This is a genomic window from Coprococcus sp. AM14-16, assembly GCF_003434675.1.
Classification (GTDB): Bacteria; Bacillota; Clostridia; order Lachnospirales; family Lachnospiraceae; genus Coprococcus; species Coprococcus aceti.
Genome location: NZ_QTLL01000001.1, coordinates 288,591 through 312,791, shown reverse-complemented (window position 1 = coordinate 312,791; position 24,201 = coordinate 288,591). Strand labels below are relative to the sequence as shown.

Below are 24,201 nucleotides of genomic sequence, written 5' to 3'. Positions count from 1 at the left end.
TTTCCACTTAACTCAGTCTGCAGCGGTACTAAAGATGCCGCTGACGCGCCATCTAAGTACCGGCGACTTCGTATTCCCCTGATCTGGTACGGCTAAACACCTCTTGCATGTTCAATTCTTGAATTTCGCAATTGCCTATAATCTACTTCACTGAGTATCGCATCTCGCACGCATACATTATATACACAAAGCCCGCCACTGGCAAGCGTTCGTGAAATATAACAGATAAATGCTTTAACCACCGTTAAAAAGGACTGTACCGTGAGGTATACCTCAAAGCACAGCCCTTTTATATTTATGCATTTCTCTGTATTATCTTGCAAACTGGGAATTGTACAGATTCGTGTAGAAGCCGCCCTTTGCAAGCAGTGTCTCGTGATTTCCCTGTTCGATGATGTGCCCGTCCTTCATGACTAGGATGACATCTGACTCCTTGATGGTTGACAGTCTGTGTGCAACCACGAAGCTTGTTCTGCCCTTCATCATCTTGGCAAATGCTCTCTGTATCCTTATCTCAGTTCTTGTATCTATGGATGATGTTGCCTCATCCAGTATGAGCATAGGTGGAAGATCCAGCATTACTCTGGTTATACAGAGGAGCTGCTTCTGTCCCTGTGACAGGTTTCCTCCGTCCTCGGTTATATATGTGTTGTAGCCGTCAGGAAGTCGCTTGATGAAGCTGTGTGCATGTGACTGCTTTGCAGCCTCGACGATCTCCTCATCCGTTGCGTCCGGTCTTCCGTATGCTATATTGTCCCTTATCGTGCCACTCTTAAGCCAGGTCTCCTGAAGTACCATTCCGTAATTGCCGCGGAGGCTCTTTCTTGTGACCTCTCTTATGTCATATCCATCCACGGATATGCTTCCGGCATCCACATCGTAGAATCTCATGAGCAGGTTGATGACTGTACTCTTACCACAGCCTGTAGGTCCCACTATTGCTATTCTCTGTCCGTTCTTCACGTTCAGATTGAGGTTCTTGATGAGCTCCACATCTTTGTTGTATGAGAAGTCAACATTCTTAAGGTCCACCTCACCGTGAACGTCTGTGAGCTCGTGTGCGCCAGCAGGCTCTGCAGCCTCTGGGTCCTCGTCTATAAGCTCAAACACTCTGGCAGCGGATGCCAGCGCGTTCTGAAGCTCTGTGACAACGCCTGATATCTCATTGAACGGCTTTGTATACTGATTTGCATAGCTCAGGAAACTTGTGAGCTGTCCAACTGATATAAAGCCCTTTATAGCTGTTATGGCACCTATGATTCCAACGCCTGTGTACACGAGGCTGTTGACAAATCTTGTACTAGGATTTGTTATCGATGAGAAGAATGTAGCATGAAGTCCTGCCACATTAAGTCTTCCATTGACCTCCTGGAATCTGCCGCAGGTCTCATCCTCCATGGAGAATGCTGTGACTACCTTCTGGTTCTCAACCATCTCATTTACAAGGGATGTGAGCTCACCCTTGATCTCAGCCTGCTTCCTGAACATACTGTATGTTCTCTTTGCTATGAATGACGCAACAAAGAGTGATACCGGAGTGATACATACGACCACAATGGCTATGATCCAGTTGATCGACAGCATGAAGCACAGTGTTCCTACTATAGTCATAACTCCTGTGAATAGCTGTGTAAATCCCATCAAAAGTCCGTCTGAGAACTGGTCTACGTCAGCTATGATCCTGCTGACTATGTCTCCGTGTGTATGTGAATCCACATATGAGAGCGGCAGGCTGCCAAGCTTCTCATATGCCTTTGTTCTTACATCATTAACCACCCTGTATGTGATCATGTTGTTGAGCACGTTCATGACCCACTGTGCAACAGCCGTTATAACGACCACAATCACAAGCTTTGCAAGCATTCCTTTAAGTCCTGTAAAATCTACTTTTCCCGGTCCAACAACCCTGTCAACTGCATGTCCCATGATGATAGGTGCATACAGTGTGAGCACGACCGATATGGCTGCACATATGAGAGACAGAACCACGAGGAACCTGTATCTCTTGATATACTTCAGTATTCTGAGTATCGTCTTTTTATTTACTGATTTATTCCCTTTATCTTTACTCATGAGACAGTTCCTCCTCCGAAAGCTGTGACTGACATATCTCCCTGTATATCTCACAGTTAGAAAGCAGCTGTCTGTGGGTTCCTATCCCGGCTATCTGACCATCATCCATGACGATGATCTTATCCGAATTCATGATGGTCGACGCTCTCTGTGACACAAGGAATACAGTCATGCCCTTTGTCTTCTCCCTGATTGCTTTTCTGAGAGCCGCATCAGTTGCAAAATCTAGCGCCGATGCGCTGTCATCCAGTATCAGTATCTCAGGCTTTCTGACGACCGCTCTGGCTATGGTAAGCCTCTGCTTCTGTCCACCCGACAGGTTCTTGCCCCCCTGGGTGATCTTGAAGTATATTCCATTCTCTTTGCCGTCTACAAACTCCTTGGCCTGGGCTATCTCAAGCGCCTCGTCTATCTCTGCTTCAGTCGCATCCTGCTTGCCCCACCTGATATTGTCTGCTATTGTTCCGGCAAACAATACAGCCTTCTGCGGTACCACTCCGACCTTATGCCTGAGCTCATCCAGGGTGTAGTCCTTTACGTCAACTCCGTCTATGCACACGCTTCCCTGGCTGGCATCGTAAAATCTTGGGATCATGTTTACAAGAGAACTCTTTCCTGAACCCGTACCGCCTATGATTCCCACAGTCTCGCCCGGTGCCACGTCAAATGTTATATCTGACAGGGAATCTGCTCCGGCCCCAGCATATCTGAGATTTGCATCCCTAAAGCTTACCTTTACAGTATTTGCCGGTGATCCTGCTGCCTTGCCTGTTCCGTCTGTTATCGATGGTTGCTGATCCATGACCGCATTTATTCTCTTTGCGCAGGCAACAGCCTTGGTGATCGTCACGATAAGGTTTGCGAGCTTGATGAGCTCGACGAGTATCTGTGACATATAGTTGACAAGTGCGACGACCTTTCCCTGTGTGATGATTCCCGCATCTGTCTGTCCCGCTGCGATCCAGATTATAGCTGCGGTTGAGAGATTGATTATCACATAAGTGACAGGATTCATGAACGCTGATATACGTCCTGCAAGGAGCTGGAACTTCATCAGGTCATCCGTGGACTTGTCAAACTCCTCAAATTCCTTGTCCTGTCTGTTGAAGGCTCTGATAACTCTCGCGCCCTCAAGTCCCTCACGGGTGAGCAGTGTGACTCTGTCCAGTCTGTTCTGCACCTTCTTGAACAGAGGTATGCTGAGTGCCATAACACCGAACACAACAATTGAAAGTGCCGGTATGGTCACCACAAATGTCATGGCCGACTTCACGTCGATGGTGAATGACATGATCATGGCACCGAACACTATGAACGGTGAACGGAGGAACAGTCTGAGCACCATGTTGACTCCTGTCTGTACCTGGTTCGTGTCACTGGTCATTCTCGTGAGCAGTGTGGATGTTCCTATGCTGTCGATCTCTGTGTATGAAAGTGATGTAATATGCCTGAACAGATCATTTCGAAGTGCTGTTCCAAATCCTGTAGCAGCCTTTGCCGAAAAATACTGGGCGGTGATAGAACACACCAGACCGATAATTCCCAAAAGTATCATGACGAGACACATCTTCACAACGTAGCTTATGTCACGCCCTGCTATACCGACATCGATTACATTTGCCATGACGATCGGGATAAGCAATTCAAATGTTGCCTCCAACATCTTAAAAAGCGGGGCAAGTATGGACTCTTTCTTATAGTCCTTAAGATATCTAAGTATTCCCTTCATCTCTTCTCCTAACAATACTCATTCCGTATATAACAGACACAGATACCATCCATGTCATCATTACTCAAATAGAACTTCCACACCATATATAAGGTGCGGAAGTTCTATTTCAAGCTATGCTGCAATGGTGCTGATTATCTGAGTAATTGTCTGTTACCAATGTTATCATATCCCTTGCAATTATATATCAGTCCTCATCGTCCTCTTCCGGAAGATTTGCATTGTGATATACTGCCTGAACGTCATCGTCCTCCTCAAGCATATCTATAATCCTTGTGAACTTCTTGACAACCTCAGGATCGTCTATATCAACATAGTTCTGAGGTATCATTGTGAGCTCAGCCTCAGCCATCTTTATGCCTTCCTTCTCAAGGCTCTCTCTTACCTGCGAGAAATCCTCAGGTGCTGTGATGATCTCGTAGCTGTCATCCTCGTCTGAGAAATCCTCAGCTCCTGCATCCAGTGCCATCATCATGAGGTCGTCTGCATCTATATCACAGTCTTCCTTTGCAATGATGATCTGTCCCTTGTGATCAAACATATATGATACACAGCCTGTTGTACCTACGTTACCGCCACCCTTTGTGAAGCAGTTACGCACATTGGCTGCTGTTCTGTTCTTATTGTCCGTAAGAGTGTCTACTATGATGGCGGTACCGTTAGGACCGTAGCCTTCATATGTATTCACTACATAGTTTACTGAGTTTGCATCTCCTGCCGCTCTCTCGATACCACGCTTGATAGTATCGTTAGGCATGTTGTTTGCCTTCGCCTTGGCGATTACATCACGAAGCTTACTGTTGTTCTCAGGATTTGCTCCGCCTTCCTTTACTGCTACCACGATCTCCTTACCAATGATTGTGAAGATCTTACCCTTTGCTGCATCGTTCTTTTCCTTCTTGTGCTTGATGTTCGCAAATTTTGAATGTCCTGACATCGTTAATTCTCCTCTTTCTCTTGATTACTAGTTACGTATATTATCACTATTGCGGTGTTTTTTCAACCTTTGTGATCTTTACCTCACCGATCATGTTGTTATTTACCGACAGGGAAGTGAATCTGTAGTTCTGATACACTATCTCTATCTCCTCATCCGCATATGGAAGTCTCCCCAGCTCATACAGCAGAAATCCGTTCAGCGTCTGGAAGTCCTCGTCCGGGAATTCTATCCCCAGAACGTCACTCAGCTCATCCAGTTCAGCCTTACCACTGACTATGTACATATCGCCACGCTTCTTGATATCCTCGCTGGCGTCATCGTACTCGTCAAGTATATTGCCGACTATCTCTTCCAGAATATCCTCCATGGTCACAATTCCCTCTGTCTGACCATACTCATCCACAACTATGACCATATGTATCTTTGCTGTCTGCATCCTGCGGAACAATTTTGCTATGTTGTACGTAGGATGTACAAATGTAGCCTCAACCATGATCTCAGCCAGTGATTTCGTCTTATCGCGCAGATATTCCTTCACAAAATCCTTGAAATAGATTATTCCAACTACGTTGTCAAGATCACCGTCATACACCGGATATCTTGAATAGTTATTCTCTATCATTATCTCCATGACTTCGTCCAGATCAGAGTTCTTGTCTATAGCCATGACGTTCAATCTGGCCGTCATCACATCTCTGCTCTCCTTGTCAGTGAACTCAAATATGTTTGTAATAAACTGGGCCTCAGAGTCCTCTATAAGTCCCTGCTCATTTCCCTCGTTCACCATGGATATGATCTCTTCTTCTACCTTTTCCTCTTCTGATTTTTTGTTAAAAATCTTCATATAATTGTCTGTATCACCTCATATATTATTTTATGCCAGTTCAAGACTTATCTTCAGAGCTTCATCAACGCGCCTCAGCACATCAGCGTCAACGTGACACACCTTTTCTTTCAGGCGCTGTTTGTCTATAGTCCTGAGCTGTTCCAACAATATGACGGAATCCTTCGCTATATCACAGCTTGAAGAATCAAGCATGATATGTGTTGGAAGTTTTGGCCTCTTCATCTTGCTGGTTATCGCAGCTATTATGACCGTGGAACTGTGTCTGTTCCCAGCCTCATTCTGAACTACTATAACAGGTCGTATGCCTCCCTGCTCCGATCCAACCACCGGTCTTAGATCCGCGTAATAAATATCCCCACGTCTGATCACCAATTCTGTTCACCCCACAAATACTTTCATTGAATGTGGCTATATACTTATATAGTATGTATTCCACTCTAAAAAAAGTATTGCCCATGACAGTACCGGTTATTCGTTAATCCAGAAGATAGTTTACCTGTCCAAGCTCTCTGCCGTCCCTTATGTATGTTCTCGGAACTCGTCTTGATATGTTACATACCAGCTCGTAATTAAAGCTGTTGGCAGGCGCTGCCACCTCCTCGACAGTTACCTCTCTGTCTCCATCCTGTCCGATGAGAGTTACGTCATCTCTTACTTTTACACCATCAATGTGGCTCACGTCAACCATGAACTGATCCATGCACACCCTTCCGATGATCGGAGCATACTCTCCATGGATGATAACTCTGCCTATATTGGACTGTGCTCTTGGGTATCCATCGGCATATCCTGCCGACACCGTCGCAACCTTTATATCATGATCCGCTATATAGGACCATCCATATCCTATACCTGTTCCGGCTTTTACGTCCTTCACAAATATAACCTTGGACATAAGTCTCATAGCAGGTTTCAAAGCCGCTATATTCTTATCTACTTCATCTGATGGATAAAGTCCGTATGTGACTATTCCCGATCTGACCATATCAAAATCCGAATTGTCCATCTCCATGATACCCGCACTGTTAGATATATGCCTTACAGGTATGTGTATTCCAAGTGCCTCAAGCTGGCTGTTTATCCACCTGAACTTCTCAAGCTGACCATTTGCAGCGGTCTTGTCGAGTTCATCAGCCTTTGCGTAATGGGTAAATATCCCCTCTATCTCTATGCCCGGCATCTGACTGATCTTTTCTATGTTCTTCACGCCATCTTCATCACATGTGAATCCGATTCTTCCCATGCCTGTATCGACCTTGATATGGATCTTTGCCTTTGTATTCATGCTCATCGCCAAATCCGAGAGCTTCTGTGCATCGTCCACCTCATACATGGCAGGTCTAACATCATATCTGATAATCAGTTCGTAATCCGAGGGATCTGTGTAGCCCAGTATCAATATGGGCTTATCTATATTTGCTCTTCTGAGCTCCAAAGCCTCATCGATGAATGCCACTGCAAAGAAATCCACCAGATCATCAAGTGCCTCTGCCACCTCGACAGCGCCGTGTCCATAGGCGTCTGCCTTTATGACCGCCAGCATCTTCTTATCACCGTCTATAAGCCTCTTCATAGCCGTGATATTATCCCTTATATTGTCAAGATTTATCACAGCCTGCACTCTGTTAAAGTTACTGTTGTCCATCATGTTCTGCTCCTTTTATAACCTCCGATATAGCGCTCACTATATCCCTGGCTATCATTGCATTTCTTCCTCTGTGCTCTGCCGCCATATCTCCTGCCAACCCATGTATATATACTCCCAGCTTCGCAGCCTCATACGCACCAAGTCCGGTGCAGACAAGCCCAGCTATTATACCGGCAAGCACATCCCCTGCCCCCGCAGTTGACATACCGTTATTACCGGATGTGTTTATGTACACATCCCTGCCGTCACTTACGCATGTTCTGGCATCTTTCAGCGCACTTACAACATTATACTCCATCGAAAAGTCTTTGCACACCTCTAATATATTCTTTTTTATATCCGGTATGGCGACGCCTGTAAGTCTTGACATCTCTCCTATATGTGGCGTTACGATCACCGGTCCTCTGTGTCTTCCAAGAATATCGGGCTTTTCGGATATTATGTTCAAGGCATCCGCATCCGCGATCACGGTCTGCACGGCCTCGCACATAATATATTCCACCATACTCCTTGCCGCATCGCCTTTTCCTATACCAGGACCGATCAGTATGGCATCCGACCACTCCACGGCATCCCTTGCACACTGCTCCGCTTCATCTTTGTTGCTATAGCACATAAGCACTGCCTCAGGAATTCTTACTCCTGCTATCTCCTTGTTGTCGATATGTGTGTATATCTTCACAAGCCCTGTTCCCATCCTGTATGCAGCCTCCGCCGCAAATGTCATGGCACCGGACATGTCTCTGCTTCCAGCTATCACCGCAAGCTTTCCATATGTTCCCTTATTTGATGAATCACTCCGTCCCGGAAGCATGCACAGATCGTCTCTGTTGTAGGAATATGCCACCGGGTGTACTCTGTCCACTTCAGCCTGTGCAAATCCTATGTCTCTCACAACGACCTCTCCGCTTATCTCGCAGCCGGGATAAAATATCAGCCCTCTTTTATTCAGTCCAAATGTGACCGTCATGCCTGCCCTGAATGCACATCCCATGATCTGCCCCGTGCTGGCATCCACACCTGACGGGGTATCTATGGCAACCTTAAAGCCGACAAGTCCGTTCATCGTCTCTATGGTCTCTCTCCATATTCCCGCCACATCACGCTTGAGTCCGACGCCAAATATTCCGTCCACAACCACATCGTAATCACTGTCAATGATGTGATCCGTCACCTGTATGCCGATTTTTTTCGCTATTTCAAGCTGATATGAAAAGCTGTCGCTTACTCTCGATATTCCATTTATATAACAGACATGGACAATATCTCCCTGCTGGTACAGAAGTCTCGCAAGAGCCAGTCCGTCCCCGCCGTTATTGCCGCCTTCAACAACCACAAGGCACTTTAATTTTCTGTCCGCGTTTATAGACTTCAGTCTGGAATTTATCTCCTCCAGCACGGTGATCGCAGCTCTCTCCATAAGCAGAATCCCTGGCACACCCTTTTCCTCTATGGTCAGCCTGTCTATCTCCTGCATCTCTGTTCGGTCTGCAACATAAAACATATTTCTGCCTCCTTATTGAAGAAAACGGATAATTTCTCTCGAAATTACCCGTTTTATACTTACCTATAAAAATCTTCCGATCTCTTCCTTATCTCTTCTTGAGGAAATCAGGAATCTTGATACTCTCTGTCTTTGGTCTTGACACATGTGCCGGCTCAACTGGTGTTGATGTTACAGGTGTCTGCTGTGCTGGTGTCACAGGTGCTGTGTATGCTGGCTTTGCTGCCGGAGCAGTCTCAGTTGTCTGACCGCCGAGGAACGATGGTCTTGTGCTTGTCTGAGTGCTGTGTGTTCCAAGGCTCTGGCCTGCATATGTAGCAGTCTTTGGCTCTGCAGCAGGTGTTGTTGTAACTGCTGGCTTAGGTGTGGTCATTGTTCCCATAGGAGATGCAGTACCTGCATATCTTGCGGTGACATCGCTCTCGCCTGATCTCTCAAGACCTGTAGCAATGATCGTGATGCTTATATCCTCACCCATGTTGTCATTGTCAACTGTACCGAAGATGATGTTGACTCCATCTCCAGCCTGCTCTGTAAGATATGTAACAGCATCATAAGCCTCAACGATACCAATGTTACCTGAGAAGTTTACGATGATATCTGTTGCACCCGAAACGGTTGTCTCAAGAAGTGGTGAATCCATAGCCTCCTTGATGGCGTCAACAGCCTTGTTCTCTCCGCTTGCTGAACCTATACCGATATGAGCGATACCCTTATCTCTCATAACTGTCTGTATATCTGCAAAGTCAAGGTTGATAAGACCCGGCTTATTGATAAGGTCTGTAACACCCTGAACACCCTGCTGCAGTACCTGATCTGCCTTCTTCAGCGCATCGGGAATACTTGTTCTCTTATCACAGATCTGAAGGAGCTTGTCGTTAGGGATAACAATAAGTGTATCCACATTCTCCTTAAGTCTCTCTATACCTTCGATTGCGTTTCTCATACGAGGCTTGCCCTCAAAACCAAATGGCTTTGTGACAACTCCGACTGTGAGGATACCAAGGTTACGTGCCATCTCTGCAACGACAGGGGCAGCGCCTGTTCCTGTTCCACCACCCATACCACATGTTACGAATACCATGTTGGCGTCCTTGATGATGTCTACGATCTCTTCTCTATTCTCCTCTACAGCGCTGGCACCGATCTCAGGCTTTGCACCAGCACCAAGACCCTTGGTAAGTTTCTCACCTATCTGGATCTTTGTTGTAGCTCTGCTGAGTGAAAGAGCCTGCTTATCTGTATTGATAGCGATAAGTTCCACTCCCTCAACATTCTCATCGATCATTCTGTTAACAGCATTGTTACCTGCACCGCCGACACCAATTACAAGAATCCTTGCCGGTGTTCTCTCGTCATTTGATTTTATCTCAAGCACGGTTGCATCCTCCTTATATACTTATTCTTTATCCATCAATCATTGTCATCTGCTCAAAAGCTGACCGTTTTATCGCATTAGTACCTATATAATACGATTTTTTATATCATTACGCAAGAAATTTTTTATTTATTTTCTTTAAAGATAACGTTCCTCTGCGATTCACTGTAATTCGACATATCAAGAGTTCCCTTTTTACCCTTCACGCTCTCAAGTATGCTCTCAAGATTCATGAATTTCGTCTCCAGGTTTTCACCGTCGCCGATCCTGATCTTTATTCCATCCTTGTGAAGTATGAGATTCTGATCTGTGTCATAAGTAATCTTGTCTATCTGTATTCCGCTCTTGTAAATGAGCTGTGTCATAGTCAGTATCTCCTGGAAGAATCCCGAATCACCGACATCAAGCTTCTTTCCCTGCTCCACGCTGTCACTTGTAAGTCCCTCTATACAAGGAACATCATCAAGCTTTGCATCGGATATCTCGAGCACAATACCATCGCCATCAAAATATGCATACTGATCGCTGTACTTTATGCAGCCCGCCATGGCCTTCTCGTACACCGTGATCTCTACTGAATTCCTGTTCACATATGTGACGTCTATCTTATCTATAAAGGTTACATCCTGGGCAGGATTCAGTCTGCTCTCAAGTATAAACAGCAGCGTATTGCCATAATCCTTACCGCCGGTCACGATATCGACCATCTGTTGGTCAGTGTAGTGATCAGTTCCGGTCACTTTTATGGACTTCAATTTATAACATGTACGTATGTATACAAACGCTATAGCACACAGCACCACCAGAATGAGAAGTATCTTGAGAACTATCTTGAATATCCTTGCCGCCTTCTCACGTCTCGCCTTTCTTCTGGCAAGTTTCTCCGCCTGCAGCTTCTTCTTTCTCTCTATCTCCTCCGGGGTAAGCTTTCTGCCCTCTTTTTTGCGTTTTTTCTTGTTCTTCTTTTTTGCAGCAACCGCCTGATCTTGCTTACGCCTGCGTCTCTCCTCGGATCTGCGGTTTTCTGCATCCTCTCTGCGCATCCGGTCATCCGGTCTGCGACGCTCTCCATCCTGTCTCCTGCACACCTGCTCATCAGATCTACGACGCTCTCCATCTGGTCTCCTGCGCACCTGCTCATCAGATCTGCGGTGCTCTCCATCTGGTCTCCTGCGCACCTGCTCATCAGATCTGCGGCGCTCTCCGTCTGGTCTCCTGCGCACCTGTTCGTCAGATCTGCGGCGCTCTCCGTCTGGTCTTCTGCGCACCTGCTCGTCAGATCTGCGACGCTCTCCGTCTGGTCTTCTGCGCGCCTGTTCGCCTGTTCTGCGGTGCTCCCCATCAGGCCTTCTTCGTGTCTGCTCATCCGTCCTGCGGCGCATATCTCCGTCTGCTCTCCGCTGTCCATTGCGGCTGTCTGTCTGCTGTCTTCTCTTATCAACCGGAACCTTGACCCTTCCGTCGAGGCGTTTTCCGGTCATGACATCCACATAGCCGCTTTCACGTCTGGTCTGCGCAACATCAACATTTCTGCTCATTCTATTTTTATTAACATTTCGTCTATTGTTGTTTTCCATTCAAATCTTCCTTTAAAGGATCTGTCATATGTCTGTTTCGTCATACGAAATTCCTCTGGATACGGACATCACTATCCCCATCTCCATCAGAATGAAAATTATCGAACTTCCGCCATAACTGACAAATGGCATCGGCACACCTGTCGGCGGAATGGTATTCGTGACAACACTCACATTTATCAGCAGTTGGACCGCCACATGTGCCATCACTCCCGCTGTGAGCATGCTTCCAAATCTGTCTCTGGCATTCATGGCCGTCACAGCCATCCGCCTAAGTAATATAAGAAAAATGATAAGTATAAATGCCGCTCCGACAATTCCGAGCTCCTCACACACGACTGAGAATATCATATCATTATGTGACTCCGGAATAAACCCCATCTTTTGGACACTTCTCCCAAAGCCCACTCCAAACAGTCCACCGGAACCAACGGCATATAACGACTGAACCGTCTGATAGCCATCTGCGTAATTCTCAGGATCAAGCCATATCTTGACTCTGTTCGCCCTGTAGCCTGCGAACATTATGAAAAGCACACTCCCGACAACACCAAATATACCGATCAGAACAAAATGTCTGACCCTGGGGCTTCCCACAAACAATATTACAAAAAGGATTGCAAAACAGATTATAGCCGTGCTGAGATTCTCCACACCGATCAGGGCTATGGTGATCACGGGCAGGATCATTACCTTTATAAGGCAGCCCGGTCTGCACAGATTTTTGCTCTCCACGGCAGTCCTCGCCGAGGTGTAGATTATGATCGCCGTCTTGGCATATTCTGATGGCTGAAATCCTATAGGTCCAATATATATCCATCTTGCTGACCCATGGCTGGCCGTTCCTATTATCAGCACCACCACCTGAAGAACAAGTGATGACAGCAAAATGACCGCAGACAGCCTGAGCAGCCGCCTGTAGTCATATCTTGACACTATGTACATGGCGAGGATCGCCAGCAACATATAAAGTGCCTGTCTTTTAAAAAAGTACATCTGATCTCCGTACAGGTCGTACGCCCTGTAACTGCTCGTACTGTATATCATGGCAAGCCCAAATATCAGAATCATCCCCAGCGCCAGGAGCATGGTCACATCCACATATCCTCCCGGACACCGTTTTCGTGCATCTCTCACTCTATCTTCTGAAACCTCAGGACCTCCATGCAATCAGATCACTCCTTATAGCTTCTTACATACTCCTTGAACATATCGCCTCTCTGCTCGTAGTTGTCAAACTGTCCCCAGCTTGCACATGCAGGTGAGAGAAGCACCGCATCTCCGTCAACCGCATTCTCATGGCAATATGCTACCGCATCCTGAAGATTCTCCTCAAATATAATTGAGTTAAATCCATGTCTCTTTGCACAGTCAGCTATCTTCTGCGCAGTCTGGCCTATGAGAACAAGCCACTTTACCTTGCCGTCAAACGCCTCTATCCACTCGTCGTACTCAGAACCCTTGTCGTAGCCTCCACCTATGAGGAATGTAGGAGCCACCATGGCCTGTATTCCCTTTATGGCTGCATCAGGGTTTGTTCCCTTTGAATCATTGTAGTATGCGACACCATCGACGGTGTCAACATATTCTATTCTATGAGCAACAGCCTTGAATGATGTTGCAACATCTCTGATAACATCAACAGGGACTCCCATATAATATGATATTCCAACTGCTGCCAGAACATTCTCAACATTGTGAGCTCCCATGAGCTTAAGATCCTTAATGGCAAGTACATTGATCTTCTTATCGCCATCCTCGAGGATGATATCCCCATCCCCTACATATACTCCACCGGCCGGCTTCTCCAGTCTGCTGAAATATACTACATGGCAATGATCCTTTGCCTTCTCTCCCATGGCGCGTGTATGCTCATCATCATAGTTGAGGACTGTCACATCATCCATGGTCTGATTCTTTGTTATTGAAAACTTTACATTTCCATAATTCTCAAATGTATAGTGCCTGTTCAGATGATCCGGAGTCAGGTTGAGTATTGCACTGACATTCGGATGAAAATCTATAACCGTCTCAAGCTGGAAACTGCTTATCTCTGCAACTGTATCTGAATCATCGTCTGTTGTGTCGCACAGCTCTGTGTAAGGTATTCCAATATTTCCCACAACGATGGTCTTGGCATTGTGTGCCTTGACTATCTCTCCCACAAGGGCTGTAGTTGTAGTCTTGCCGTTTGTTCCTGTTATGGCTGCTATCTTACCCTTACCATAATGGTATGCCAGCTCTATCTCACTCCAGATAGGTATTCCCGCATTTCTCACCACATCTGTAAATGGCGCATCAACAGGGATTCCCGGACTGATGACCATGAGCTGTGATGATGAGAGGGCATCCTCTCCAAGCTCACCGAGTTCTATCTGAACAAGCTCTGAATCGCCTGTCTTCTCCTTTATCGCCTCTATATCTCTGTCCTTGTTCTCATCGAACAGATAAACCTTTACTCCATGATTTACCAGAAGCTTGGTTGCACTGATTCCACTCTTTCCTGTTCCTGCTACTATCGCTGTATTGATCTCCATATCATTTCACCATGGTGCACCACTGCACCATTTTCTCCTTTCTACATTACAGAGCCAGTAAACCTACCACACAGAGGACTGCAGTCACTATAGAAAATATAGCAACGACCTTTGACTCAGGCCATCCCCCGAGCTCAAAATGATGATGTATAGGTGCCATTCTGAACACTCTCTTGCCTGTAAGCTTGAATGAAACAACCTGTATTATAACTGATAATACTTCAATGAAGTATATGAAAGCTATTATAACTATGAATATAGGCATCTTGAGCATATACGCTGTTGATGCAACAAATCCACCGAGTGCCAGAGAACCTGTGTCTCCCATGAATACCTTTGCAGGGTACACATTGTACACAAGGAAGCCAAGAAGACATCCAACCGCTGCGCAGGCAACCGGAGCAACACCTGAGTCTGTTCCCACTGCTACAACCGCAAAGAATGTGGCTATGAGAACCGTGACTGATGACGCAAGTCCGTCAAGTCCATCTGTGAAGTTCGCACCATTAACTGTTCCAAGCACGATGAAGAACAACAGTATCACATAGAGTGTGCTGTTGAGCTGAACCGTCTTGCCAAGGAATGGTATTATAAGCTCATTGTTGATATCTGAATACTTCTCTACATAATATGCAAATACTCCCGTAACGACAATCTGTCCGAGCATCTTCTGCCATGCGTGAAGTCCCATTGATCTCTTCATAACAACTTTGATGTAATCATCGATAAATCCGATAAGTCCAAATCCAAGTGTCACAAAAAGCACCGGAAGGACATCCGGATATTTCTTCATATAGATAAGCGTCGTGATCGTAAGTGACAGAAGAATTATAAGTCCACCCATGGTTGGTGTTCCGGCCTTCTTCAAATGTGCCTGTGGACCGTCATCCCTGACAAACTGACCAAACTTGAGCTTCTTCAGGAACGGTATAACTATAGGGCACAGCACCACGCTGATACAGAATGCTATCACTACCGGTAAAACAATCTTTAAATCTAAATTCATTTTGTACTCCTTACCTGCCCGCACACCGCGGACTATGTATTTCTTAAACTGTTTTCAGACTGAGATAAATTTAATACTCATTTGTGGCTTTGTCAATTCCCAAATAGGGAAGAATATTCAAAAAAATATCTCTCACAACAGGGGCCGCTATGGTTCCTCCATAATATGTGCCCTCGGGCTCATCTATTAGCACGACCGTCAGGACTTGAGGATCATCCGCCGGCGCAAATCCTATAAAAGAAGATATGTATCTGCCTGTTCCTCTGGGAAGTTTCTCACTCGTGGCGGTCTTTCCGCCTATCCTGCAGCCCTCTATGGCACACTTTGATCCGCCGCCCTCGGCAACGACTGCCTCAAGCATCTCCCGCATCTTCTGTGATGTCCCCTCATCTATAACCTGTCTCTGCTCGTCAAATTCAATGGCTGTAATAGTTTCTTTACTGCTGTCTATTATCCTTTTTCCCAAATGTGGAGTTACCGTATGCCCTCCATTCACAACCGTGCACACTGCAGATATGAACTGTATCGGAGTCACCTGGAATGACTGTCCAAACGACATGGTGGCAAGCTCTACCGGCCCGACATTTTCCTTCTTATGCATGATGGAGTTTGCCTCTCCGGGAAGGTCTATTCCGCTCTGACTGAACAATCCCAGCTTGTGATAATACTCGTACATGCCATCCACACCTGTTCTCTCTCCTATCTCCATAAACGCCGGATTGCAGGAATTCATGAGCGCCTCCTTAAGGCTCTGGCTTCCATGGCCCGTGGTCTTGCTGCACCTTATCCTTCTGTCCTCAACTATCTTATATCCCGGGCAGAAAAAGTTTGAGTTGCTGTCGACCGCTCCCTTCTCGAGTGCTGCCGTCAGTGTTATTATCTTGGCGGTTGATCCCGGCTCATATGTGTCGCTTATCAGATAATTTCTCCACATATTGTTCAGCTCATCCATATTGCCGGCTGTAGGCAGCAACACGGATGTCCCGGATGCGCTGTTATTCCTCTCTGCATCTTCCCCTGTGTCTGTCTCTCCATCGTTCTCTGGCTTAACCAGTTTGAACGGTTCGTTCAGGTTGTATTCCGGCACATCCACCATGGCATATATCTCGCCATTTTGGGGATTGATCGTTATTGCACACACCCTGTTTGCTTTTTTCTCGATCAGTACTTTCTCTGCAGCCTGTGTCACATATCTCTGTATATTGAGATCCAGTGTTGTCACGAGATCATTTCCGGGAATGGGCTCTGTCCTGGTTTCTGAATATTCCGCAAGCTCTATTCCCCTTGCATCCGTGACCGCATTTATGCTTCCATTTGTCCCTGTGAGCACACTGTCATATGTCACCTCAAGGCCCAGTATTCCCTGATTGTCAGCACCGGTGAAGCCTATAACCTTCGATGCAAGGGTATCATATGGATAGCTGCGCTTGTAATCCTCGTCCACCTTGATCCCCGGAACAGCAGCCGCCTTGATCTTTTTTCCGGTCTCCTTGTCTACATTTGACGCTATGAGCTCCCTTGAGGATACCTTCTCCACCTTCTTCCGGATGTCTGCCGGATCCTTATCCAGATATCTTGTAAGAAGCTCTGTGACCTCCGCCTCATCCTCTATCTGGCTGTGTATCACGGATATTGAACACACCGCCTTGTTGTCCGCTATGATATTGCCATTTCTGTCGTATATCCTTCCCCTGGGAGCTTTTATGCTTCTCTCCCTCTCATGCAGGGAATCTGCTTTCTCACTATAGTATTCTCCCCTGTAGAGCATTATGTATGCAAGACGGCCAACTATAACTCCCAGCGCTAGGGCCGCCATAACGAACACAAACTTTATCCTCCGCCTGTTATAACTGTATACCTTCAACTCTTGATCCCGGACTTTTTTATTATCATATTAGCCGGATGCCTCATGTATTCGCCTATTCGTGTACAAATCTATCTCTGCATTAAAAAAGCACCGGAGGTGTATCTGCACCTTCGATGCTTTGGTTTACTGTGTAAATTATCATTCGCCGGAATAGTCCTCGTCACCGCTCCACGTATCCGTGTCATCGCCTGTTCCGCTGTCATCCTCCCATGTATCGTCCGCCGTATAACTGTCGTCTGCCGTATCGTCATACGACGTGTCATCCGCCGATGTGTCGTCGGTCGATGTATCATCCGCTGATGTATCTTCCGCTGATGTGTCCTCAGCAGCCGCATCCTCTGTTGCCGCCTCTGTATCTGCAGTCTCTGTATCCGTGTCAAATGCTGATGATAGCGGTTCCTCCGTTCCGTCATAGGCCACATCATCTCCGTTTGTTGAGTATACATTCAGGTATGGAAGGAGATCCTGCATAACCTGATTGAACAGCTTTGCTCCTGCTCCTGATCCTGACTGATCCTCAACATGAGGCTCATCAACTACAACGTAAAGCATGATCTGAGGATTCTCAACAGGGGTGAATCCTATGAATGACAGTACGTATTTTCCATTTCCTCGAGGAAGCTTCTCGGCTGTACCTGTCTTACCACCGATGGTGTAGCCCTCTATTCCAGCCGCATATCCTGTACCTTCCTCAACAACCGCCTGGAGGTATGTCTTCATGTAATCCGACACTTCCTTGGATATGGTCTTTCTGACAAGCACCGGATCCATATTCTCAACCACATTTCCGTCTGAATCCAGAAGTCTCTTGACAACATGTGGCACATAATAATTTCCGCCGTTTATTACAGAACAGAATCCCGCTGCCATCTGGATCATGGATGTTGTAACACCCTGTCCAAATGAAGATGTCGCAAGCTCTGTAGGATTAAGATTCTCCACATCGTACTTAATACCTGTCGTCTCACCTTCGAGATCTATTCCTGTCTTGGAACCAATGTTAAATATCACCTGATATTTGTCAAATGTCTCTGGTCCCTCCTTGTCCGCTATCTGCATCAATGCATCATTACATGAAACAGCCAGAGCTCTCTTGACGTCAACCATTCCGTGTCCTGCTCTGTAACTACAGTAAATAGGGCTCTCTCCCTCGACTACGACCTGTGAACCATCACAGAGGAATTCATCTCCGTCTGAGATCACTCCATCCTCCATGGCTCCCGCTATGGTAAATGCCTTGTATGTTGAACCCGGCTCAAACACATCACTTATACAGTAATTCTGCCATACATAGTTGAGTGCCTCATATAACTGGTCTGATGTAAATCCATCTATCGTGCTATGGAACTCTTCATCCGACATCTTTGAGAAATCGTATTCCACTTCCTCAGTCTTTACATTCTTCTGTTCGGTGGTCGCTTCTGTGGATGATTCTGTGGTAGTGCCATCCTCGCTGCTCTCCGTTGTTGCTGTTGTATTTTTCTTTGCACTCTCAACGCTTATCAGGCTGTCCGCATTCTCATCTGCACCCTCGATCTCAACCTCCTGGGTGACGGTGACTGTCATGTTCCTGAGCGCCTGTGTGTTCATCGGGTCATTTGGATCGTAGGTACGTGAGCTTGCCATTCCAAGTATCTCGCCATTGTTTGGATCCATTGCTATGATACCTATCTGCTTAGCACCTGTATTCTGCATATACTCAGTGATGTTGTCCTCTATAATCTTCTGTATATTCATATCTATGGTGGATACTACTGTCTCACCATTCTGGGCTGCCACAGTCTCCGAGTCAACGCCGCCTGAGCCCGACATATATCTGTAAGTCTTGCCATCCACACCGTTTAAGTAGTCATTATAATAGCCCTCAATACCACCCTGTCCAACATTTCCGCTGGCGGTGTATCCGAGCAGGTGACACGCCAGAGATCCATTTGGGTAATTTCTCTTATACACCGTCTCGAATCTCACTCCTATGACATCTGCGCCCTCATCGGTCTTACAGTAATCCTCAAATGCCTTAACCTTTGTATATGGAAGATCCTTGAGGACTACCTCATAATAAGAATCCTCATTTGCAATGTGCTTGTCAAAATCGTCTCCTGACACATCGAAATACTCCAGCACCGCAGCTCTTGTTGCCGCCTTTCCCTTCTCCGTGATCAGAATATTCACAGGCTCAAGTATCAGGCTGTAGGTCTTCTCACTGTTTGCAAGGACATTTCCATTTCTGTCCAGTATCTCGCCTCTCTCATACGGAATATCCGTGGAATTGTAGTCCATCTGCAGAACCACCGCCTCCGAATACTCCTTTCCATTTGCCACGTTGATGTACACAACTCTTATGGTGAGTGCCACCAGAACTCCCACCACCAGCAAATATGCGATCTTGGTCTTTCTTCTCATTCCTTTTAAAAATAGCTTTGATCTCTTTGACATTTTATCTTTCCACCTTAAAAATTAAATATCCCTAAGACTACTTGGCCTTAGGGACATCCTTGTACTGTACTACGTAATCATCATTATTCTGTGAATAGTATAATGTTTGTCCCGGCTGTGAGTATACCATGCCGAGCTTAGTAGTTGCAATATTATATATCTCATCCAGATCTGTCATGGAATCAAGTCCTGCGCTGTAGCTTGCATTCTCGTCAAGCTGTGTTGCCACCTGGCTCTTCAGCGTTGCCACTGACTCCTTCTGTGACTTGACATCTGATGTAAGTTTCAGAAGATAACAGCACAGCGCCACCGCAACGATTATCGCAGCAACCATGCCCGCCGTATATCTTATTTGTGCATTTGTAACGGCCTTTCTCTGTGCCTTTCTGGCTGCAAGCTCTCGTCTCTCTCTGTCAGTCAGATGAGATGATCCCTGTTTCTTTCTTCGCGCCGGCTGTGGAGCTCTCTCAGGCCTCACTGAAGGCTGTGGTCTTCTCGCCGGAGCGGCTGAGCCTCTGACTACAGCTTCGCGGGATCTGTTACGTCCAGCCCGGTCATCATAATTCAGTTGTCTTGCAGAACTACCCTCTGTGTAGTATCTTCTATCTGCCATCTATATCGCCTCTTTCATTTATATCTGTCAAATTGCCTCAAACACTCTGAGCTTTGAGCTCTTTGATCTGGAATTCTCCTCAAGCTCCCTTTCTCCCGGTATGATCGGTTTCCTCGTTATCACCTTGCCGAGAGGCTTTCTTCCGCATGTGCACACCGGAAAGTTCGGTGGACAAATGCATGGATTTTCATTTTTCCTGAATGCTAGCTTCACTATCCGGTCCTCAAGGGAATGAAATGTGATGATACACAATCTTCCTCCCGGATTCAGGCTTGCTATCATGCCGTCTATTGAATCCCTGAGCACATCAAGCTCTCTGTTAAGCTCTATCCTGATCGCCTGAAATGTCTGCTTGGACGGATGTCCCTGTCCATTCCTCGCCTTTGCCGGTATGGAGCCACGGATTATATCGTTGAGCTCTTCGGTGGTCTCTATCACCTTGTTCTCACGGTACTTGCAAATGTGGTATGCAATACTCTTTGCATATCTCTCCTCTCCATAATCCTTAAGTATACGGAACAGCTCAGCCTCGGAATAATCATTGACTATATCCTTTGCAGTCTTTGTCTGCCTGTTGTCCATCCTCATATCCAGTGGAGCATCAACCCGATATGTGAATCCTCTATCCGCATTATCGAGTTGATATGAAGACACTCCCAGATCAAGGAGTATCCCGTCCACCTTCTGTATGTTCAGTTCATCCAATATCCTTCTGAAATTCTGGTAATTATCCCTGACTATGGTCACCTTATCCCCATACGGCTCAAGTCTCTTCGACGCTGCAGCTATGGCATCCTCATCCTGGTCGATACCTATAAGCCTGCCGCCCTCACCAAGCCTCTTCACAATCTGCTCTGAGTGTCCGGCTCCCCCTAATGTGCCATCCACGTAGATGCCATCCGGCTTGATATTCAGGTTGTCGATGGTCTCCTCAAGCAAGACCGACTTGTGCGCAAATTCCATAATCAATTACCATTCTCTTCTAAAAACTAAAATCAAGTGCATCAAGCTCATCTGCAAGCTCGTCCATGCTGGCCTGATTATCACTCATGTTCTCAGGGCCATCCCACTCTTCCTTGCTCCAGATCTCCGCTTTCTCACCGTTACCGATGACATACACATCCTTGTCTATATGAGCATATTCTCTCTGCTTCGGAGATAGAAGTATTCTTCCCTGTGCATCCGGCTCACACTTGACCGCTCCGGCAAGAAAACCTCTCTTGAAGGCTCTGGCCGTTCTGTTGGTCATAGGAAGCTTGTTCAGCTTCTCAACGAACTCCTCCCACTCTGTCATTCCATATACATAGAGACAGCAGTCGATTCCTTTGGTTACCATGAATGACTCCCCGAGTTCCGAACGAAGTTTTAATGGCATGATCAGTCTTCCTTTTGCATCAAGCTTATGTTCATATTCACCTGATAAGCATCTGGACATCCCGATCTCCTCCTTTCGTATAACTCCGGTTCAATCACCACTTTCCACCACTTAATTGCACAGTAATGCCACTTGTAACCACTATTCTATACTATAGCCCCCCAAATTGCAACCCTGTTATATGAAAAAAGTGTGTGCAAATACGCAAAAAAGCCTGTAGATCTAACAGTTTTCACTGTCAAACCTACAGGCTTTTTATGGTGGAGACAAATCCCAGTTTTTTCCCATTTCGTGGGGGATATCTCCACCTTGTGGGTATTTATCTGTATTGTCTCCCTGTTATATTATTTTTATTGCCACTTTTTCTGCGCTGAAATGCTATTTTGTGGCATCTTTGTCATCTTTCTTTTTTTCTCCAGCGTCATCTGATCCACCACTGGTCTCCACTTCTGTACCGGCAGCGTCTGCTTCACCACTGGTCTCCACTTCTGTATCCGCAGGATCACATTCGCCACTAATCTTCACTTCTGTGCCAGCGGCGTCTCCCATCACTGCAGCAGGCCAGCCACGCTTGGCACATCTTACATAATTTATGACAAGCAGTACCACAGCAGTTACAAAGCATACAAGTGCAAGCGCCTGGGATACCTTGATCCCTGTATTGCCGATCATCAGGGAATCACTTCTGAGACCTTCGACGATAAATCTTCCGAGTCCGTATCCTCCCACATATATAAGAGCGAACTCTCCTTTGAATTTCTTGTGCTTTCTATATATAAATAAGAACACAAGCAGCATAAGATTCCATAAGGACTCATACAGGAATGTCGGATGGACCGTTATGCAATCCATGCCGTCTATATTCACCACATTATCCAGCATCTTCTGTGTGATGACACCGGTTCTCTCCAGATAGTCAAGATTGCCATCAGATCTGTAGTAATCAAGCGGAATCGCCATGGCCATCTTACTGTTCGTATATGCGCCAAATGCTTCTCTGTTGAAGAAGTTTCCAAATCTTCCAAGTATCTGTCCGATCAGTATTCCAAAAGTGGCTGTATCCGCCATGAGTACAAAGCTGACTTTTCTCACCTTGCAGAATATTACCGCTGTGATGACTCCTGCAATGATTCCGCCGTATATGGCAAGTCCACCGCCTCTGATGTTCAGCATGGCTTTGATAGTGGCTCCCACATCACCCTGCACTATATACTGATCAAGTCTGAACAAAATGTAGTAAAGTCTTGCTCCAAGTATGGCCGGAATGATAAGTATAAGTATAAAATCCAGATACATTTCCGGATTCTGTTTTGTTCTCTTTGCCTCGTTTGTGACGAGTACATATGCCAGCAGGAATCCTATCATGATGATGATCCCGTAAAACCTCACCTCAAAGCTTCCTATATTGATATGGTCACCTATGTTTCTGAGGGTTATCCCAAGGTTCGGAAAGAATATGCTTCTAAAATATTCTGATATCTGAGACATATCATTACATCCTCCTATATTCTATTGTGAAGCAGATGCAATCTGATCTTATCCGCACTACATCTGTGTCATCACAAAGATTATTTTATACATTAAACTTGAAGAGTATAACATCTCCATCCTCAACCACATATTCCTTGCCTTCCTGTCTTACAAGGCCCTTCTCCTTGGCAGCAAGCATGCTTCCGCAGTCCATGAGATCCTTGTAGCTGACAACCTCCGCCTTGATAAATCCTCTCTCAAAGTCTGAGTGAATCTTGCCAGCTGCTCCAGGTGCCTTCGTTCCCTTCTTGATGGTCCATGCCCTTGACTCTGTCTCTCCGGCTGTCAGATAACTGATAAGACCAAGAAGTGAGTAGCTTGCCTTGATAAGCTTGTCAAGACCAGACTCTTTTACTCCAAGATCCTCGAGAAACATCTTCTTCTCCTCATCATCAAGCTCTGCCAGCTCCTGTTCTATCTGTGCACATACTACAAATACCTCTGCATCGAAGTCCTTTGCGTATTCCTTTACCTTCTGCACGTTCTCATTTGAAGCGCCATCGTCCGCAATGTCTTCCTCGCCTACATTTGCGGCAAATATTACAGGCTTCCATGTGAGAAGGTTATATTCCTCTATCCACTCCTGCTCGTCCTCATCTGCGACCTCTATGGTCTTTGCAAGCTTACCATCCTCAAGGTGAGCCTTGATCCTCTGCTGGAAGTCAAGCTCCTTCGCAAGCATCTTGTCATTTCTTGCACCTCTGATGGTCTTGGCGATCCTTCTGTCGAGCACCTCTATATCTGAGAATATCAGCTCCAGATTGATGGTCTCTATATCTCTGATCGGGTCTACGGAACCGTCAACGTGGATGACATTTGTATCCTCAAAACATCTTACAACGTGAACGATGGCATCAACCTCTCTGATATTTGCAAGGAACTGGTTTCCAAGTCCTTCACCCTTTGATGCACCCTTTACAAGGCCCGCTATATCTACAAATTCTATAACAGCAGGTGTTGTCTTGGCTGAGTTGTACATCTCTGTGAGCTTGTCCAGTCTCTCATCTGGCACTGCAACGATTCCTACGTTTGGATCTATTGTACAGAACGGATAGTTAGCTGATTCCGCGCCTGCCTTTGTAAGTGAATTGAAAAGTGTACTTTTTCCCACGTTTGGGAGTCCTACGATACCTAATTTCAT

The 24,201-nt window shown here is 46.1% G+C and carries 19 protein-coding genes; all 19 read right to left on the bottom strand.

The genetic code is table 11. The annotated features are described in order from the left end of the window. Nucleotides 1–312 precede the first annotated feature (312 nt). The 19 genes from DW159_RS01505 to ychF all read right to left on the bottom strand — a co-directional run bounded on the left by DW159_RS01505 (nt 313) and on the right by ychF (nt 24,201). Nucleotides 313–2,073 (bottom strand): ABC transporter ATP-binding protein, encoded by a 1,761-nt coding sequence (locus DW159_RS01505; RefSeq protein WP_117548717.1) that lies wholly within the window; start codon nt 2,071–2,073, stop codon nt 313–315. Further along, entirely contained in the window at nt 2,066–3,802 is a 1,737-nt protein-coding gene (locus DW159_RS01500; protein WP_117548716.1) for an ABC transporter ATP-binding protein, read from the bottom strand. The genes DW159_RS01505 and DW159_RS01500 overlap by 8 nt, the downstream gene beginning before the upstream one ends. A gap of 187 nt (nt 3,803–3,989) precedes the next feature. Continuing rightward, nucleotides 3,990–4,739 (bottom strand): YebC/PmpR family DNA-binding transcriptional regulator, encoded by a 750-nt coding sequence (locus DW159_RS01495; protein WP_015533161.1) that lies wholly within the window; start codon nt 4,737–4,739, stop codon nt 3,990–3,992. A 46-nt stretch (nt 4,740–4,785) separates the two neighbouring features. After that, nucleotides 4,786–5,586: a hemolysin family protein gene (locus DW159_RS01490; RefSeq protein WP_117548715.1), complete on the bottom strand. Its 801-nt coding sequence runs from the start codon at nt 5,584–5,586 to the stop codon at nt 4,786–4,788. Nucleotides 5,587–5,616: 30 nt separating this feature from the next. Then, nucleotides 5,617–5,961, bottom strand: a complete 345-nt coding sequence (locus tag DW159_RS01485) for a type II toxin-antitoxin system PemK/MazF family toxin (protein ID WP_055144003.1) — start codon at nt 5,959–5,961, stop codon at nt 5,617–5,619. A gap of 103 nt (nt 5,962–6,064) precedes the next feature. Further along, nucleotides 6,065–7,237, bottom strand: coding sequence for an alanine racemase (gene alr / locus DW159_RS01480; protein WP_330410576.1), 1,173 nt, complete (start codon nt 7,235–7,237; stop codon nt 6,065–6,067). After that, a complete protein-coding gene (locus DW159_RS01475; protein WP_117548713.1) occupies nt 7,221–8,741 on the bottom strand; it encodes an NAD(P)H-hydrate dehydratase in 1,521 nt (506 codons plus the stop codon). The genes alr and DW159_RS01475 overlap by 17 nt, the downstream gene beginning before the upstream one ends. 88 nt (nt 8,742–8,829) lie before the next feature. Beyond that, entirely contained in the window at nt 8,830–10,119 is a 1,290-nt protein-coding gene (gene ftsZ, locus DW159_RS01470; RefSeq protein ID WP_022217215.1) for a cell division protein FtsZ, read from the bottom strand. 125 nt (nt 10,120–10,244) lie between these two features. Continuing rightward, on the bottom strand, nt 10,245–11,696 hold the full coding sequence (locus tag DW159_RS01465; protein WP_117548712.1) for a cell division protein FtsQ/DivIB: 1,452 nt from the start codon (nt 11,694–11,696) through the stop codon (nt 10,245–10,247). A gap of 24 nt (nt 11,697–11,720) precedes the next feature. Further along, nucleotides 11,721–12,833, bottom strand: a complete 1,113-nt coding sequence (locus DW159_RS01460) for an FtsW/RodA/SpoVE family cell cycle protein (protein ID WP_242992592.1) — start codon at nt 12,831–12,833, stop codon at nt 11,721–11,723. Nucleotides 12,834–12,871: 38 nt separating this feature from the next. Next, entirely contained in the window at nt 12,872–14,233 is a 1,362-nt protein-coding gene (gene murD / locus DW159_RS01455) for a UDP-N-acetylmuramoyl-L-alanine--D-glutamate ligase (RefSeq protein ID WP_117548710.1), read from the bottom strand. A 46-nt stretch (nt 14,234–14,279) separates the two neighbouring features. Then, on the bottom strand, nt 14,280–15,239 hold the full coding sequence (gene mraY / locus DW159_RS01450) for a phospho-N-acetylmuramoyl-pentapeptide-transferase (RefSeq protein WP_022217211.1): 960 nt from the start codon (nt 15,237–15,239) through the stop codon (nt 14,280–14,282). A 70-nt stretch (nt 15,240–15,309) separates the two neighbouring features. After that, the gene (locus tag DW159_RS01445; RefSeq protein ID WP_117549403.1) at nt 15,310–17,055 is read right to left on the bottom strand and encodes a peptidoglycan D,D-transpeptidase FtsI family protein; all 1,746 of its coding nucleotides are present in this window, start codon (nt 17,053–17,055) and stop codon (nt 15,310–15,312) included. A 189-nt stretch (nt 17,056–17,244) separates the two neighbouring features. Then, complete coding sequence (locus DW159_RS01440) at nt 17,245–19,542, bottom strand: peptidoglycan D,D-transpeptidase FtsI family protein (RefSeq protein WP_117548709.1); 2,298 nt, start codon at nt 19,540–19,542, stop codon at nt 17,245–17,247. 37 nt (nt 19,543–19,579) lie between these two features. Further along, entirely contained in the window at nt 19,580–20,155 is a 576-nt protein-coding gene (locus tag DW159_RS01435; RefSeq protein WP_015533169.1) for a hypothetical protein, read from the bottom strand. Nucleotides 20,156–20,182: 27 nt separating this feature from the next. Continuing rightward, nucleotides 20,183–21,118 carry a 16S rRNA (cytosine(1402)-N(4))-methyltransferase RsmH gene (gene rsmH / locus DW159_RS01430; RefSeq protein WP_015533170.1) on the bottom strand — a complete coding sequence of 312 codons (936 nt, stop codon included), beginning with the start codon at nt 21,116–21,118 and terminating at the stop codon, nt 20,183–20,185. A 19-nt stretch (nt 21,119–21,137) separates the two neighbouring features. Continuing rightward, complete coding sequence (gene mraZ / locus DW159_RS01425; protein ID WP_015533171.1) at nt 21,138–21,590, bottom strand: division/cell wall cluster transcriptional repressor MraZ; 453 nt, start codon at nt 21,588–21,590, stop codon at nt 21,138–21,140. A gap of 318 nt (nt 21,591–21,908) precedes the next feature. Beyond that, nucleotides 21,909–23,018 (bottom strand): prolipoprotein diacylglyceryl transferase, encoded by a 1,110-nt coding sequence (gene lgt / locus DW159_RS01420; RefSeq protein WP_117548708.1) that lies wholly within the window; start codon nt 23,016–23,018, stop codon nt 21,909–21,911. Between the two features lie 85 nt (nt 23,019–23,103). After that, the gene (gene ychF / locus DW159_RS01415) at nt 23,104–24,201 is read right to left on the bottom strand and encodes a redox-regulated ATPase YchF (protein ID WP_117548707.1); all 1,098 of its coding nucleotides are present in this window, start codon (nt 24,199–24,201) and stop codon (nt 23,104–23,106) included.

Coding starts and splice junctions, on each gene's coding strand:
- DW159_RS01505 (WP_117548717.1), bottom strand. CDS start 2,073: ATGAGTAAAGATAAAGGGAATAAATCAGTAAATAAAAAGACGATACTC.
- DW159_RS01500 (WP_117548716.1), bottom strand. CDS start 3,802: ATGAAGGGAATACTTAGATATCTTAAGGACTATAAGAAAGAGTCCATA.
- DW159_RS01495 (WP_015533161.1), bottom strand. CDS start 4,739: ATGTCAGGACATTCAAAATTTGCGAACATCAAGCACAAGAAGGAAAAG.
- DW159_RS01490 (WP_117548715.1), bottom strand. CDS start 5,586: ATGAAGATTTTTAACAAAAAATCAGAAGAGGAAAAGGTAGAAGAAGAG.
- alr (WP_330410576.1), bottom strand. CDS start 7,237: ATGATGGACAACAGTAACTTTAACAGAGTGCAGGCTGTGATAAATCTT.
- DW159_RS01475 (WP_117548713.1), bottom strand. CDS start 8,741: ATGTTTTATGTTGCAGACCGAACAGAGATGCAGGAGATAGACAGGCTG.
- DW159_RS01465 (WP_117548712.1), bottom strand. CDS start 11,696: ATGGAAAACAACAATAGACGAAATGTTAATAAAAATAGAATGAGCAGA.
- murD (WP_117548710.1), bottom strand. CDS start 14,233: ATGGAGATCAATACAGCGATAGTAGCAGGAACAGGAAAGAGTGGAATC.
- mraY (WP_022217211.1), bottom strand. CDS start 15,239: ATGAATTTAGATTTAAAGATTGTTTTACCGGTAGTGATAGCATTCTGT.
- DW159_RS01445 (WP_117549403.1), bottom strand. CDS start 17,055: ATGGCGGCCCTAGCGCTGGGAGTTATAGTTGGCCGTCTTGCATACATA.
- DW159_RS01440 (WP_117548709.1), bottom strand. CDS start 19,542: ATGTCAAAGAGATCAAAGCTATTTTTAAAAGGAATGAGAAGAAAGACC.
- DW159_RS01435 (WP_015533169.1), bottom strand. CDS start 20,155: ATGGCAGATAGAAGATACTACACAGAGGGTAGTTCTGCAAGACAACTG.
- rsmH (WP_015533170.1), bottom strand. CDS start 21,118: ATGGAATTTGCGCACAAGTCGGTCTTGCTTGAGGAGACCATCGACAAC.
- mraZ (WP_015533171.1), bottom strand. CDS start 21,590: ATGTCCAGATGCTTATCAGGTGAATATGAACATAAGCTTGATGCAAAA.
- lgt (WP_117548708.1), bottom strand. CDS start 23,018: ATGTCTCAGATATCAGAATATTTTAGAAGCATATTCTTTCCGAACCTT.
- ychF (WP_117548707.1), bottom strand. CDS start 24,201: ATGAAATTAGGTATCGTAGGACTCCCAAACGTGGGAAAAAGTACACTT.